Annotated in this window: 4 protein-coding genes and 1 pseudogene; all 5 read left to right on the forward strand. The window is 58.2% G+C overall.

All coding sequences use genetic code 11. The features are described from left to right. Positions 1-532: 532 nt before the first annotated feature. Positions 533-1019, forward strand: a pseudogene (locus tag D3880_RS10195) (transposase); the annotation flags it as partial. 444 nt (positions 1020-1463) lie between these two features. Beyond that, positions 1464-3614: a type I secretion system permease/ATPase gene (locus D3880_RS10200; RefSeq protein WP_119893355.1), complete on the forward strand. Its 2151-nt coding sequence runs from the start codon at positions 1464-1466 to the stop codon at positions 3612-3614. Beyond that, a complete protein-coding gene (locus D3880_RS10205; protein WP_119893356.1) occupies positions 3611-5035 on the forward strand; it encodes an HlyD family type I secretion periplasmic adaptor subunit in 1425 nt (474 codons plus the stop codon). Before D3880_RS10200 ends, D3880_RS10205 begins: the two co-directional genes overlap by 4 nt. Before the next feature lie 205 nt (positions 5036-5240). Beyond that, complete coding sequence (locus D3880_RS22715; protein WP_162934977.1) at positions 5241-5732, forward strand: hypothetical protein; 492 nt, start codon at positions 5241-5243, stop codon at positions 5730-5732. Continuing rightward, a complete protein-coding gene (locus tag D3880_RS23190) occupies positions 5725-16644 on the forward strand; it encodes a VCBS domain-containing protein (RefSeq protein ID WP_119893357.1) in 10920 nt (3639 codons plus the stop codon). Before D3880_RS22715 ends, D3880_RS23190 begins: the two co-directional genes overlap by 8 nt. Positions 16645-16720 lie beyond the last annotated feature (76 nt).

Raw genomic sequence — 16720 nt, forward strand, 5'->3', positions numbered from 1 at the left:
TCCTTTCAAGTTCTGTGACTGACCTTGAAAGGAGCGGGACGCAGGCAGGGCAATCCGCATGGTGCTTTCAGGCTTTTCAGCAGCTCAGGACGCAGTGCCAAAGGATTTGCGAAATCCTGACTTTTTGGTGTTTTCGAGTTTTGGCACTGATTTTTGGGTTTGGCACTGCCCTGGCGGTAGGTGCCTCGCTGAACCCCGCGCCACGCCTGGCCGGGCGCTATTGCCCGGCTATACCCGGCTTCTTCCGACTCACTCCCGGCCCTGTGCCAAAGCTGCCACCTCCTCACAGGTGTTTTATGCTGGGCTGCAATTTTGCCCCACTTTTTGCTCCACCGAAAAAATTGCCCCACCAAGCGCTAGGCATTGAGGTGGGGCAGGGTGCCTAAGCGCGGGCGGGTTGCTCGCCACGGTGGGAAGCCAGTGGGCCGATCTAGGAGGGTTTGCCTGCAAGCTGTCGCGGTCTTTGTGACGGGTGGTGACTCACGACTTACCCCGTCCAGGCTTGCCGCTCTGGCAGTGGTCACAATGTCTTGCAATCGAGGTGGTGTCCCCGCGCACCAGCGTGCAGCTGTAAATCGTGCACATGGTGCGGCACAGCCTGAGCTACGTGTCCTGGAAGCGCCGCGCCGAAGTCGCCGCCGACCTCAAGCGGATTTACCAGTCCAGCACGGCGGACGAGGCGGAACTGCGCCACGGCGAGTTCGAGGCCAAGTGGGACGACTACCTGCCGATTGGCCAGTCCTGGCGGCGCAACTGGGTACGGATCACGCCGTTCTTCGACTTCCCGTCGGAAATCCGCAAGGTGATCTACACCACCAGTGCCATCGAATCGGTGAACATAAGCCTGCGCAAGATCACCACGAACCGCGGCTCGTTCCCCGGCGACGAAGCGCTGCTGAAACTCTTCTACTTGGCCCTACGTAACATCAGCAAGAAATGGACGGATGTCAATCCGTGACTGGAAAGCGGCCCTGACCCGCTTTACGATCAGCTACGAAGATAGGTTGCCACAGCAGTAACCCCAGCCCCGGTTACACAAAATTCTGCACACCCTCGGATCTGAGGCTCGCTTCTTGGCGCCTAGTTGGTTGCGTCATGGGCATTGCTCATAAGCTGCTTTTCAGGCGTCAAGATTTCGGCAGAGGCTGGCTGCCAGCAATTGTTACAGTCCGGTTTCCGTTAAGGCGACGTTCGTGCGCCCCCTGGGGATCGCGGCCCTTTTGCTCATTTGCACGGTCATCTGACCGCCATCCAGGCTTGCATCCGTGATGCTCTTATCATTCCCAGCAGAAGGGAAGAGATCCTTTGTGATGGCATATTGCCTACGCAAATGAAAGCCTCTAGTTTTGCGCGCCGGATGAGGAAGAGCGATCAGCAAAGATTGTAGATACCTGTCGTTCTTGTTTATCCGGCAATTAAAACGCCTGCCTCAGCGTGGGTTAAGTCTGTGCCAAGGAATGCAGATGTCAGACGAACACCAAGGACCGGCTGTTCAAGCTGAGGCCGATACCGGCCTTGCCTGTTTGGTCATGCTCGCGCGGTTTCACAATGTGGCCGCCTCTCCTGAGCAACTCGCCCACGAGTATGTCGAAGACGGTCGGCAGTTTGCCAAGCCGGAATTGCTCCTGGCCGCGAAGCAGCTCGGTTTAAAAGCCAAGTTCGTGCGCAGCAAGGTTGAGCGGCTGGCCTACACTCCACTGCCCGCCATCGCCGCCAGCCAAGACGGGCGCTTTTTCATCATTGCCCGCCTGGATGACGGCAAAGCCCTGATCCACGACCCACTGGCTCAGCGTCCAGAAGTCTTGAGTCTCGAGGAACTGCACGCGCGCTGGACCGGTGAGCTGATCTTGATCCGCTCCGAAGCCAGCCTCGCCGGCGAGCTGAGCAAGTTCGACTTCACCTGGTTCATCCCCGCTATCGTCAAATACCGTAAGTTGCTCGGCGAAGTGCTGCTGGTGTCCTTCGTGCTGCAGATCTTTGCGCTGCTGACGCCGCTATTTTTCCAGGTGGTGATGGACAAGGTGCTGGTCCATCGCGGCCTCACCACCCTGGACGTGATCGCCGTCGGCCTGCTCGGCATCATGCTGTTCGAGAGCGCCCTCAGCGGCCTGCGTACCTATGTGTTTGCCCACACCGCCAGCCGCATCGATGTCGAGTTGGGTTCACGCTTGTTCCGCCATCTGGTGACCTTGCCGCTGGCGTACTTCCAGGCGCGGCGGGTCGGCGACTCGGTGGCGCGAGTGCGCGAACTGGAAAACATCCGCAGCTTCCTTACCGGTAACGCCATCACCCTGTTGCTGGATGTACTGTTCTCGGTGGTGTTTATTGCCGTGATGTTCTATTACAGCGGCTGGCTGACCCTGGTAGTGGTGCTGTCGCTGCCGCTGTACTTCCTGATCTCACTGCTGGTCACCCCGGCGCTGCGCGCGCGCCTGAATGAAAGCTTCAGCCGCGGCGCGGAAAACCAGGCCTTCCTGGTGGAAACGGTCAACGGTATCGATACCCTCAAAGCCATGGCGGTGGAACCGCAGATCACCCGCAAGTGGGACAACCAACTGGCCGGCTACGTGGCCGCCGGTTTCAAGACGCAGAACTTGTCGTCAATCGCCAACGAAGCGGTCTCGCTGGTCGGCAAGCTGGTTACGGTCGCCACCCTCTGGCTGGGGGCGCGGCTGGTGATGGAGGGGCAGCTGTCCGTCGGCCAGTTGATCGCGTTCAATATGCTCGCCGGGCGGGTGTCACAGCCGATCATGCGGTTGGCTCAGCTATGGAGCAACTTCCAGCAAACCGGCGTTTCCGTGCAGCGTCTGGGCGACATCCTCAACACCCGTACCGAGCTGTCGCAAGCCACCCGCAGCGCTCTGCCACCGCTCAAAGGTCAGATCGAGTTCGATCAGGTGCAGTTTCGCTACCGCCCGGATGGCTCCGAGGTGCTGCGCAGTATCAGCCTGACCATCCAGGCCGGGGAGGTGATCGGCATCGTCGGCCGCTCCGGCTCCGGCAAAAGCACCCTGACCCGATTGCTGCAACGCCTGTACACCCCCGAACGGGGGCGGGTACTGGTGGACGGCATGGACCTGGCCTTGGCCGATGTGTCTTCGCTGCGCCGGCAGATCGGCGTGGTGTTGCAGGACAACATGCTGTTCCACCGCAGCATCCGCGAGAACATCGCCCTGACCGATCCGGGTGCGCCAATCGAGACGGTAATCCAGGCGGCCAAGATGGCCGGCGCCCATGAGTTCATTCTCGAGCTGCCAGAAGGCTACGACACCCTGGTCGGCGAGCACGGCGCCTCGTTGTCGGGCGGGCAACGTCAGCGGGTGGCCATCGCCCGTGCGCTGATCGGCAACCCACGCATCCTGATCTTCGACGAAGCCACCAGTGCGCTGGATTATGAGTCGGAACGGATCATCCAGCAGAACATGCAGACCATCTGCCAAGGCCGCACGGTGATCATCATCGCCCACCGCCTGTCCGCCGTGCGCGATGCCAATCGCATCGTGGTGATGGACCGTGGCCAGATCGTCGAGCAAGGCACGCATGCCGAGTTGCTAACCCACCAAGCTGGGCATTACTCGCGGCTGCATCGCTTGCAGCAAGGCGGTGCCGCATGAGCCAGCCTTCAGCCAGTCGTGAACTACTACGGCGTTATCGCAGTGCCTGGCGCCAGTCCTGGGCTAACCGCAAGGCCATGGACGCCCCACCACGCTTGAGCCATGAAGTGCAGTTCCTCCCGGCGGCCTTAGCGCTGCAAGAGCAGCCGGTGCATCCGGCGCCGCGCTACATCCTCGGGACGATCATGGCCTTCTCGGCGCTGGCGCTGCTTTGGGCCTGTGTCGGGGAGATCGATGTGGTTGCCACCGCCAGTGGCAAGATAGTCCCCAACGGCAAGAGCAAGATCATCCAACCCAGCGAAGTGGCGGTGGTCAAGGCCATCCATGTCTATGACGGGCAACAAGTCAAAGCCGGTGAGCTGCTGGTGGAGTTGGATGCGCAGATCACCGGCGCCGATGTCGAGCGCCTGAACAGCGACCTGCTGGCGGCTCGGGTAGACAGCGCCCGGGCTAATGCACTGCTGGATGCAATCCAGAACAAAGGCGAACCCGCCTCGTTGGCCAGTTTGATCCCACAGGCCAGCCCCGAGCAGCAGCACGCCGCTCAGCGCTGGGTGCAGGGCCAATACCTGGAGCTGCGTAGCAGCTTGGACCAGGTTGATGCCGAAATTGAACAGCAGGCGGCGGAGATCCAGGCCGCCAGAGCCACCGTCGCCTCGCTGAAGGACAGCTTACCCATAGCCCGACAGCTCTCCGCCGACTACAAACGGCTACTGGACAAGGCCATAGTCGGTAAGCACGCCTGGCTGGAAAAGGAACAGGCACGCATGGACCAGGAGCGCGAACTCCTGGTGCAGCAAGCCCATGTACTGGAGCTGATGGCCACGAAGAAAGCCGCCGAGCGCCGGCAAAACAGCATCCTCGCCCAGGCCCGCCGCGCGATGCTCGACCTGCAGCATGAGTCCGACCAAAAAGCCGCCGCCCTGGCGCAGGAACTGAAGAAGGCCGAACAACGCAACCGCCTGACCCGCCTCACCGCCCCGGTGGATGGCACGGTGCAGCAGCTGGCCATCCACACCGACGGCGGCGTGGTCACCGAAGCGCAGCCGCTGATGGTGATAGTGCCCAGCGATCAGCCGGTGGAAGTGGAGGCCATGCTGGAGAACAAGGACATCGGCTTCGTGCGTCCCGGCCAGGAAGTGGAGATCAAGGTCGAGACCTTCACCTTCACCAAGTACGGTGTGGTGCACGGCACGGTCATCAGCATCTCCAATGACGCCATCGAAGATGAAAAGCGCGGTTTGCTGTACAGCACCCGCATCCAGCTGAAGGAAAACAGTATCCGTGTGGGCGGCGAGAAAATCGCCCTATCGCCGGGCATGGCGGTGCGCGCAGAGGTGAAGACGGATAAACGCAAGGTGATCGATTACTTCCTAAGCCCACTTAAGGAATATGCAAGCGAGGGAATGGTTGAGCGGTGACCCTTGAAAGAATCATGTAGTAGATATCTGCTTTTGGCGGAAGGAAAAATAAAAAACGGTCCACAGGCAAGCGCTCAAGGCGCCATTAAAGCTCTTAAATTTTATCAGTGATGATGGGGTGAATAAAATCCTCGCCAAAATGATGAGTTAGAGTGTGTCGGTAGGATATAAATCAAGGCTGATCGGTGCGCATAAAAGGTGCTCTATGCTAGGTAAGATGGTTGTCGAGTCATGCTTCACTTTTTCGTTTGTTTTTTATTGGCTGACTTTGGCATTAAGCCTTAAGCTAAGAGTATTTTTAAGTCCGGCTCTTTTGAATATTGAAAGCCATTTGGGTGGTGTATCTTCCTCTGCGATCCAGATTTCGGCAACTACCTCAGCGATTGTTGCTGTTGTTTTTGGATTGATCCGGAGGCAGGATTTTGAGGTGATAAGAATATTTACTTTCACCGGCTGTTTAATCGCCGGTTCGGCTCTGGCGGTCTTCTGCTATGGTTTTCCCCACATATTTTGGTCTGGGGAACTTGTGCATAAAGATGGCATGATGCGGCTGATATATTCGGCGGGACTTAATAGTGACTTGCTTCTTTCGCTGATCTTCTCTGTGTTTTCAGCGGTTGGCGGTTTGGGATTGTATATTCTCGTTAGAGGTTTCACCAATTTTACGGTAAAGGAAAAGGGAGATTTCCATGAGTGAGAGCGATAATCAAAGTCAAGAGATGCAGAAAAGCATCGAAGATTTTTCTCAAGATTTGGCAAAGGAAACTGCATCAGAGGGTGCTGATTATTTTGCCGAAAAAGCTACAAATAAAGCGGAAGCCTATTCTCAGTTGGCTGGCAAGCTGTCAAATGATATGGAGGTTGCAGCACGGCTGGCTGATAAGTATCAAGCTATTGCAGAGACTGAAGGGGCTACAGAACGAGCCAAATACTATAAAGAGTACGCATCTCAGATGCGTCAAATTCTCAGCGAGCAGCAAGGAAAAAGCAGCGAGGCTTGGTTAAAAAGTAGTGTATTGAACCGGGCGTCTAGTGCTCTTGAGCATGTTGGTCCAATTGGCTATGGAATTGATATTGCTAAAGGGATTTCTGCAATAGAGCAAGGTAATTATGATGAACTTGGGCGCATCTCATCAGCAATGTTGGGGGGGATTGTTGCTGGAGTAATCACCGCTGCCTTTATTGCAACTTTGCCAATAAGCGGGTTTGCGACCCTTCTCATAGGGATTGCTGCAGCATTCGTTGGCGGACAAGCGGGTGAATTGTGGTGGGATAACTTTGTTTCAGCGGGGGTGAATGATGACTACACCTCCGCCCTCAACTTTATCCCGCGCCGTGATCCACTAACCTTAGACCTCGACGATGACGGAATCGAAACCGTTTCCGCCAACTCCGGTATTACTTTCGACTTCGATAGTGATGGCCTGAAAACCGGCACGGGCTGGGTCAAAGGGGACGATGGTTTCCTGGCCTTGGACCTCAATGATAACGGCACTATCGACACCGGCGCCGAACTGTTCGGCGTCGATACCGTCAAGCGCGATGGCAGCACGGCCACCGATGGCTTCGATGCGTTGCGCGAGTTGGATAGCAATGGCGATGGCATATTCGATGCCCAGGATGAGCACTTCGCCAGTGTGCGGGTCTGGCAGGATCTTAACCAGGACGGGGTATCCCAGGCTGGCGAACTGAAAACCCTGGTGGAAAGCAATATCGCCTCCATCAATCTCACGGCCAAGAGCAGTAACCAAGCGAGCAACGGCAACCTGATCAGCGCCGTTGGCAGCTTCGTGCGCCTGGATGGCTCCGCGGGTGAAGTGAGTGGTAACCAGAGCCTGGCGGCCAACCTGGATCTGGCCAGCAATCCGTTCTATCGGGAATACACCGACCATATTGAGCTCAGCGAGGAAGTAGCGGCGCTGCCGGACATGCAAGGCTCCGGCGCGGTTCGCGATCTGCAGGAGGCCGCCATGCTGGATGCCGGACTGCGCACTGTTCTGAGCCAATACGCCCAGGCCACTACGCGGGACCAACAGCTCGCCTTGGTGGACAAGCTGCTGGTTGAGTGGGCCAGCAGTAGCGATTTCAGGACGTTCGATCAACGGGTCAGCAACCTGAACACCGAGTCCGGTTTTTTGGACATTGAATTTGAGTTTGCCTACTCCTGGAACAAGCCGGAGAGTGGTTTTTCATTGTCCGGTGGCTCGGGGTCAGGCAGTGGTGGCAGTCTCGGATTTCCTCTTGAGGAAGATACCGGGCCTACGGCTGAGCAGCTGGCGAAAAAAGGCCTGCTGGAAAAAATAAAAATCCTTGAGGTCTTCAACGCTCAAAACTTCTTCAATTTCGCTAAGCAAGAGACTCAAGCCGAGAACGGGGACCGCGACGTTTCGTTCCGGCTTGCTTCCGGAGCGACCTCCCGAAACACCGGGGGTGCGCTAGGTGGAATGCTGTTCGGAACCCACACGGTCTACATCACCGAAGAGGACTTGGCAGTTAACGCGGGCCAGGCGGGGTTCCTTGAAAGCGCCTATGAAACCTTGCGGCAATCGGTCTACGACGCTCTGCTGCTGCAAACCCGCCTCAAGCCCTATATGGATGCGGTTTCCCTGGCTATCGACGAATCTGGCCTTCGTCTTGATTTCTCGCAGGTCGACAGCCTGTTCCAGGCGCGCTACGACAGCGCGCCTGGCGAGGCGATCCGCGACCTGCTGGATCTGCAGCGCGTAGTTGGCGTGAATTTGGCCGCGCAAGGCTGGGAAGGCCTTGGCCAGTTGAATCAATGGCTGAATGAGGCACTGGGCGGGTCTGGCGAAGCGGCGGCCTTGGCCGCCCTGGCCGATTTCGGTTACTCCGGCGTTCGCCTGCCAGGTGAGGAGTCCAGTGGTAACGACGTCGTCATCAGTGACGCGAATGGTGGCGTTCTGCAAGGGCAGGGCGGCGACGATCTGGTCCTGGGTGGTGCGGGCAACGATAGCCTGAGCGGCGGCAGCGGAAGCGACACGCTGTTCGGCGGCCAGGGCAGCGATCTGTACCGCTTCAACCTGCGTGATGGTCACGACGTCATCATCGAAAGCCTCGGCGAGCAGGACAGCAACACGATCGAGTTCGGCTCGGGAATAGCGGCCGGCGATATCACGATTAGCCTCGACGGCAGCAATCTGCTGTTCAGCCATATCAATGGCCGCGATAGCCTCACCGTCGCCAATTGGCTGGGCGGCTTGAGCGATTCGCCTCGACGCATCGACACCGTCCGCTTCGCCGATGGCCGCAGCTTCGACCTGGCTGCCATGCAATTCGGCACGGTGAGCGCCGACAACCTGGCGGGTACAGATGCTAACGACTTGCTGGCGGCAGGCGCCGGCAACGATAACCTGGAAGGTGGCGCCGGCGGCGACTGGCTCGATGGTGGGAGCGGAGCCGACACCATGGTCGGTGGCGTGGGCAACGATACCTACATCGTCGACAACACTCTCGACCAGGTAAGCGAGGAGCTAGATGCCGGCCTCGATACGATCGAAAGCAAGGTCAGCTACAGCCTTGGTGACAACCTGGAGAGTCTGAGCCTGCTTGGCGCTGCCAACATCAATGGCACCGGCAACGCGCTCGACAACCGAGTGATCGGCAATGATGGCGACAACCGCCTGCTGGGTCTGGCGGGCAACGATGTCCTTGTGGGCAATTATGGTAACGACCTTCTCGATGGCGGCGCCGGAGACGACACCCTGCTTGGCGGTGTCGGTAACGATACCTATGTGGTGGACAGCGTCGGCGACAGCGTGAGCGAGCTGACCAACCAGGGTACAGATACCGTCCAGAGCTCCATCGATTACACCCTGGGCAGCCATCTGGAAAACCTCGTGCTCACTGGCGAGGCCCACCTGAGTGGTACGGGCAACGAGCTGGCCAACGTCATCACCGGCAACGGCGGCGACAACACACTGGCGGGCCTGACCGGTAACGACAACCTGTCGGGCGGCGCGGGCAACGACACGCTGCTGGGCGGCGATGGCAATGACCGGCTGGATGGCGGAACCGGTGCCGATCTGCTGGTCGGTGGGCAAGGTAACGATGCTTATGTGGTGGATGACTTCGCCGATGCGGTGGTGGAGAACCCCAGCGAAGGCATCGACAGTGTTCAGTCGAGCATCGCCTACACCCTGGGCAACGATGTAGAACACCTCACCCTGACCGGCACCGCCAGCATCGACGGCACCGGCAACGAGCTGGATAACGTCATTGCCGGCAACGGCGCGGCCAACACCCTGCTTGGCCTGGCTGGCAACGATGTGCTCGATGGTGGCACAGGCGCAGACACCCTAATCGGCGGTGTGGGCAACGATACCTATGTGGTCGACAACAGCGGCGATCAGGTTGTGGAGAGCGAGGGCGAAGGCAACGACACCGTCAGCTCCTCCATCTCCTACAACCTTGGAGCCAGCCTCGAAAGTCTCGTTCTGACCGGCGGTGCTGCCATCGATGGTACCGGCAATGCGCTGGACAACCAGCTGACCGGCAACAGTGGTAACAACGTGCTGGATGGTGGCCTGGGGGCGGACAGCATGGCCGGTGGCCGTGGTAACGACACCTACATTCTGGACAACCTGGCGGACACCATTGCCGAGCAGACCATGGAAGGCTCGGATACCGTCATCAGCCCCTTCGATTACGTCCTTGGCGCGAATCTCGAGAACCTGACCCTCACCGGAGTAGCCGTGACGGGTACGGGTAACGAGCTGGACAACGTCATCGTTGGCAACGAGCTGGACAACGTCCTGGCTGGCCTCGGCGGTGACGATACCTATGTGGTCAACAATGCCGGTGATCATGTTATCGAACAGGCAGATGCCGGTATCGATACCGTGCAAAGCAGCTTGACCTGGACCTTGGCCGAAAACCTGGAAAACCTCAGCCTGACTGGCACTGCCGCTATCGATGGTATGGGTAACGAGCTGGACAACATTCTCCAGGGGAATGCGGCCGCCAACGTCCTGATGGGGCTGGAGGCTGACGATACCCTCGATGGAGGTGCCGGAGCCGACGTCCTGGTCGGTGGCACTGGCAACGACAGCTATGTGGTCGATGACGCCGCCGACGAGGTTGTCGAGTTGGCGGGCGAAGGCGTCGATAGCGTCAAGGCCGCCATCGACTACCAACTGATTGACGACCTCGAGAATCTCGAACTCACCGGTGGCAGCCACCTCACGGGTACCGGTAACCAGTGGGACAACGTTCTTCTCGGTAATGATGGCAACAACGCCCTGTACGGACTGGAAGGCAACGATAGCCTGAATGGAGGCAAAGGGGCCGATACGCTGGTGGGCGGCACAGGAGATGACTCCTATGTCGTCGACTCCACGGCGGATGTGGTAATCGAGCAGTCCGGCGAGGGTGTGGACAGCGTCCGCAGTTCGGTCAGTTACGCCCTGCAGGCTAATACCGAAAATCTGGTCCTGGTTGGTACCGCTTCCATTGATGGCACTGGTAACGAGCTGGATAACCTGCTGCTCGGCAATAGCGGTAAGAACCGACTGGACGGGGGTGTTGGCGCCGACGCGATGCAGGGCGGTGCTGGCGACGACAGTTACATAGTCGATCATGCCGGCGATACGGTAGTCGAGCTGGCTGGCGAAGGGCTCGATACGGTGTCTGCCTCCGTCAGCTACACGCTTGCCGAGCAGGTGGAAAACCTGAAGCTTGTCGGTGATGCCGATATTGATGGCGCCGGCAACGGCCTAGACAATCTGATCAACGGCAACAGTGGCAACAACGTGCTGCTGGGTATGGCTGGTGTCGACAGGCTTTATGGTGGTGCCGGCAACGATTTGCTTGATGGCGGGACCGGGCGCGATCTGATGGTCGGCGGGGTAGGTAATGACCACTACGTCGTCGATAACGTGGGCGATTTGGTTAGCGAGCTGTCTGGCGAAGGGATGGATACGGTCAGTGCGAGCCTTTCCTATGTTCTGGGCGACCATCTGGAAAACCTGATTCTGACCGGGACGGAGAACCTCAGCGGTACCGGTAACGCGCTGGACAATCAGCTGACCGGCAACAGCGGCAACAATCTGCTGGATGGTGGAACTGGCACCGACACCATGGCCGGTGCGGTCGGTGACGACACCTTCGTGGTAGAAAGCCTTGCGGACATCGTTGTTGAAAACACTGGAGAGGGTATCGACACCGTTCGTGCGTCTATCGATTACAGCCTGACCGCTCATGTCGAGAATCTGCTGCTTACGGGTGATGGCAATCTCTCGGGTAACGGCAACGCGCTGGACAATCAGCTGATCGGCAACAGTGGCAACAACCTGCTGGACGGTGGAGCCGGTGCCGACACTATGGTGGGCGGGGACGGCGACGATACCTACGTGGTAGACGATGCTGGAGACTTGGTCGTCGAGCAGGGCGACAGTGCTGGCCTCATGCGTTTCGCCACTCTTGCAGCAACCTCTGTCGGGGTTGCTGGTGGCATCGATACCGTGCATGCCACCGTCGACTACACCCTGACCGAGCATGTCGAGAATCTGGTTCTGAGCGGAGCCGAGGACCTGAAGGGTATTGGCAACGAGCTGAACAATATCCTGACCAGCAACAGCGGTATCAACGTTCTCACTGGCCTCGGCGGTGACGACACCTACATTGTCAGCGACAGTGCTGACGTGGCAATCGAGAGCGCTGACGAAGGCATCGATACCGTGCAATCGTCGGCAGACTATGTGCTCTCCGAGCATGTCGAAAACCTGACCCTGACCGGAACGGACCATCTCCTCGGCACAGGCAACGCCCTGGATAACACCATCACTGGCAACAGCGGCGACAACATCCTGGATGGCGCGGCAGGAGCGGATACGATGCTTGGCGGTGCCGGCAACGATGCCTATATCGTCGACAACACTGCGGACAAACTGGTCGAACTGAGCAACGAGGGCATCGATATTGCCTATGCCTCGGTTAGCTATACGCTGTCGGCCAATGTGGAAAATCTCACCCTGACCGGCACGGGCGATACCACTGGCACCGGCAATGAGCTCAATAACATCGTATTGGGTAATACCGGCAACAACCGACTTTATGGCCTCGCCGGCAATGACACACTGATTGACGATGCCGGTGACGACCTACTCGATGGTGGTAGCGGTGCCGACAACATGGCCGGTGGTGTGGGCAATGACACCTATGTAGTGGACAACACTGGCGACCAGGTTGCCGAGGACCTGGATGAGGGGACGGACACCGTTCAGTCCTCCATCACTTACACCTTCGGGGATAACCTCGAAAACCTTACCCTGACTGGTTCTGCCAATATCAATGGCACCGGCAATGCCCTGGATAATGTGCTGACAGGCAACAGCGGCTCCAACGTGCTGAGCGGGCTTGGCGGTAACGACTCGCTGATCGGCAATGCGGGTAACGATACGTTGAATGGCGGCACGGGCGCGGACCTGATGCGCGGTAACCAAGGCAACGATACCTATGTTGTTGATGACCTCGGGGACCAGGTGGTTGAGAACCTCAACGAAGGGACGGATCTCGTTCAGGCGTCGATTGCCTATATCCTCACGGCCAACGTCGAAAATCTAACCTTGACCGGCAGCGCCGATCTCGATGGTACTGGCAACAGCTTGGGTAACGTCATTACCGGCAATAGCGGGACCAACCAGTTGGACGGTGGTGCTGGCAACGACACCCTCTACGGTAACGCTGGGGGCGACGTGCTACTGGGCGGAGATGGCAATGACTTGCTTGACGGCGGTACGGGCGCAGACGTGATGACTGCCGGCACCGGCAATGACACCTACGTGGTGGACAATATCGACGATCAAGTAATCGAGAACGCCGCGGAAGGAACTGATTTGGTTCAGTCCTCCATCACCTACACCCTGACGGATAACGTCGAAAACCTCACTCTCACCGGAGCCGCCAATCTCAACGGCACCGGCAATCTGCTCGACAACGTCATCACCGGTAATAACGGTAATAACGTATTGGACAGCGGTATAGGCAATGACTCGCTGTTCGGCGGTGCAGGCAACGATACCCTGCTCGCCGGCGAGGGTAATGACCTGCTCGATGGCGGTACGGGGGCAGACGCCATGGCGGGCAGCAGCGGTAATGACACCTATGTGGTGGACAATGCCGTCGACCAAGTGACTGAGCTTGCCGATGAAGGCTCCGATACCGTTCAGTCCTCGATCAGCTACACCCTGACCGATAACGTCGAGAATCTTACCCTGACCGGTTCGGCCAACATCAATGGCACCGGCAATGCGCTGGATAACGTGCTTGCCGGTAACAGCGGCGCCAACGTACTGAAAGGTCTGGACGGCAACGACAGTCTGATCGGCAACGCCGGCAACGACACGCTGGATGGCGGCACGGGCGCAGACCTGATGCGTGGCAATGCCGGCAACGACACCTATGTCGTCGATGAAGCCGGGGATCAGGTGATCGAGAGCGCCAACGAGGGCACTGACCTCGTGCAGTCCGCTATCACCTACAGCCTGACGGCCAACGTGGAAAACCTGACGTTGACTGGCAGCGCCGACCTCGACGGCACCGGTAATACGCTGGCTAACGTGATCACCGGTAACAGTGGTTCCAACCTGTTGGATGGGGGCACCGGGAACGACTCTCTCTACGGCAACAGCGGTGACGATACCCTGCTGGGTGGTGACGGCAATGATCTGCTGGATGGCGGCACGGGCGCAGACCTGATGCGCGCGGGCAGCGGTAACGACACCTATGTGGTGGACGATGTTGGTGACCTGGTGACGGAGGGAGTTGGCGAGGGCTCCGATACCGTTCAATCGGCCATCACCTACAGCCTGACGGATAATGTCGAGATCCTTAACCTGACGGGCTCGTCCAACATCGACGGTACCGGCAATCTGCTCGACAACACGATCATCGGTAACAGCGGCAATAACGTGTTGGACAGCGGCGTGGGGAACGACTCGCTGAACGGTGGCGCAGGCAGCGATACCCTGTTCGCCGGTGAGGGCAATGACTCGCTCGATGGCGGTATTGGCGCAGACGTAATGCTCGGAGGCAGCGGCAATGACAGCTACGTAGTGGATAACGCTGGCGATTTGATGACCGAGAATGTTGATGAGGGCACAGATAGCGTGCAGTCCTCGATCAGCTACACCCTTGTCGATAATGTCGAGAACCTCACCCTTAGCGGCACGCTTGCTCTCAATGGCAGCGGTAATGCGCTGGACAACGTCATTGTTGGCAATGGCAGTAATAACGTACTGCTGGGCCTGGCAGGAAATGACACCCTCAATGGCAACGCCGGTAACGACACGCTGGATGGTGGGACAGGTGCAGACGTGCTGCGTGGTGGCACCGGCAACGACACCTATGTCATCGATAATGCCGGGGACCAGGTGATTGAGAACATCAACGAGGGTACTGACCTCGTCCAGTCCGCTATCACCTACACCCTGACCGCTAACGTGGAAAATCTGGTGTTGACTGGCAGCGCTGACCTCAACGGCACGGGCAATGCGCTGCTGAACGTGATCACCGGCAACAGCGGCAATAACCTGCTGGATGGTGGTGCAGGCGCCGACACCCTTAACGGTGGTGCCGGCGATGACGTTTACGCTGTCGACAATGCCGCTGATGCTGTGATCGAAAATACCAATGAGGGAGCGGACACTGTCCTATCCAGCGTCAGCTACGCCCTGAGTGCCAATATCGAAAGCCTGACCTTGACGGGCGGAGCCAACATCAACGGCACGGGTAACGGGCTGAACAACACCCTCATCGGCAATAGCGGGGCCAATACGCTGTATGGCGGTGCAGGCAATGACTGGCTGGATGGTGGCGTGGGGGCTGACACCCTGTGGGGTGGGAGCGGTGATGACACCTACCTTGTCGAGCACGCTGGCGATGTCGTCAATGAGAGTGCCGGAGAGGGTAGCGATAGCGTCCAGTCGAGCATCGGCTACGCCCTGACCGATAACGTGGAGAACCTTGTTCTCACCGGGATGGCCGACGTCAACGGCACAGGCAACACGCTCGACAACGAGCTTACTGGGAACACTGGCAATAACACGCTGGATGGCGGTGCGGGCAATGACATCCTCGCTGGTGGACAGGGCAACGACACACTGCTGGGTGGCGCAGGAGATGATCGCTACCTTTTCGGCCTGGGTGATGGAAACGATCGAATCGTCGATGCACTGGGTAACGATACGCTTTATATCGGCAGCAATTTGACCGAAGCCGATCTGCAAGCTGAGCGCGTCGGCAACGATATGCTCGTGCAGATCACCGGCAGCGCAGAATCCATTGTGCTGGCGGACTGGTTCGTTCAGACCGAAGGGACCAACAGCATCGAGTTCGGTGATGGTACCAGGCTCGACAGGCAAGGAATGGTCATGCTGATGAATCGGCCGCCAGTCGCCAATCCTGACAGCATCACCGCCTATGAAGATGGGGGGGCGTTGGTTTTCTCGGCGGCCGATCTGCTCGCCAACGATACCGACCCGAATCCCAATGACGTGCTCACTGTCGTGTCGGTCGGCGAGTCGCAAATTGGTGCAACGGTAGTCCTGATCAATGGCGAGATTACCTATGACATTGGAGATCGCTTCCAGAGTCTTGGAGTTGGTCAGACACTGAGTGACAGCTTCGCGTATGAGATCAACGACAGTAAGGGTGCAACCGCCACCAGCGTGGTTAATATCAGCATTGTTGGCACCAACGATGCTCCTGTCGTCACCTTCGATTCTGCGCACGTGATCGAGGATGTTCAGACGTTCACCAGCGGAAACGTGCTGAGCAATGATGTCGATGTCGATGCCGGCACCGTTCTTAAAGTCGCAGCACCCGGCTATTACGTTGGTAATTACGACCTGCTGGCACTGGCAGAGAATGGCAGTTACGCCTATGTCCTGGATAATGATAGCTATGCCGCCCAGTCTCTTGGACGCAACAGCGAGATCACCGAGCGGTTCGGTTTCAACGTCACCGACGGTTGGGTCGACATCCCCTCCACGCTGGATATCACAGTAAAGGGCAGCAATGATGCTCCGATTCTAGTCTGTGCGCTGAATGATCAGTACGCGCCGATCAATCGGAGCTTTTCCTGGCAGGTTCCGGAAGGAAGCTTCGTCGATATCGACAAGGGCGATAGCCTTGCTTTCACTGCCACCCTGGCCGATGGCTCGCCTCTTCCGACTTGGCTGAGCTTCGACGCGGCTACCAGTACTTTCTCTGGTGTATCGCCGAAGCGAGTAGAGCCCTTCTTGGATATCCGTGTGACTGCTACTGACCGAGTGGCAGCGACGGGAAGCACCGAAGGGAGCCTCTCGGTCTCGGATATCTTCCGTGTTTCGTTTAGCCATGGGAATCAGGGGCTCGGAAACGGTCAGGACGCGCCGCCTCCAGGGCATGACACTAACTGGAATGACGGGCCGGGGACATCGCCGGGGAATCCGGGTGCAAACGGCGGCAACTTCAATACCCTGCTCGATAGCCAGGTGCAGTTACTGATAAATACTATGGCTTCTTTCGTGCCGCCGGCTGGCGGCGGATTGAATCTGACGAGCAATCTCAGGGCACAACTGGATGTGGTAATTGCTGCCAACGGACAGTAGTCATTAATTGTGGTATGGCGTGGGGTCTTCTCTTTAAGGATGGCCCCACGTTTCTTTCAGCTGTCAACTCATCAAA

This window comes from Pseudomonas cavernae (genome assembly GCF_003595175.1).
Taxonomy (GTDB): Bacteria; Pseudomonadota; Gammaproteobacteria; order Pseudomonadales; family Pseudomonadaceae; genus Aquipseudomonas; species Aquipseudomonas cavernae.

Coding starts and splice junctions, on each gene's coding strand:
- D3880_RS10200 (WP_119893355.1), top strand. CDS start 1,464: ATGTCAGACGAACACCAAGGACCGGCTGTTCAAGCTGAGGCCGATACC.
- D3880_RS10205 (WP_119893356.1), top strand. CDS start 3,611: ATGAGCCAGCCTTCAGCCAGTCGTGAACTACTACGGCGTTATCGCAGT.
- D3880_RS22715 (WP_162934977.1), top strand. CDS start 5,241: ATGCTAGGTAAGATGGTTGTCGAGTCATGCTTCACTTTTTCGTTTGTT.
- D3880_RS23190 (WP_119893357.1), top strand. CDS start 5,725: ATGAGTGAGAGCGATAATCAAAGTCAAGAGATGCAGAAAAGCATCGAA.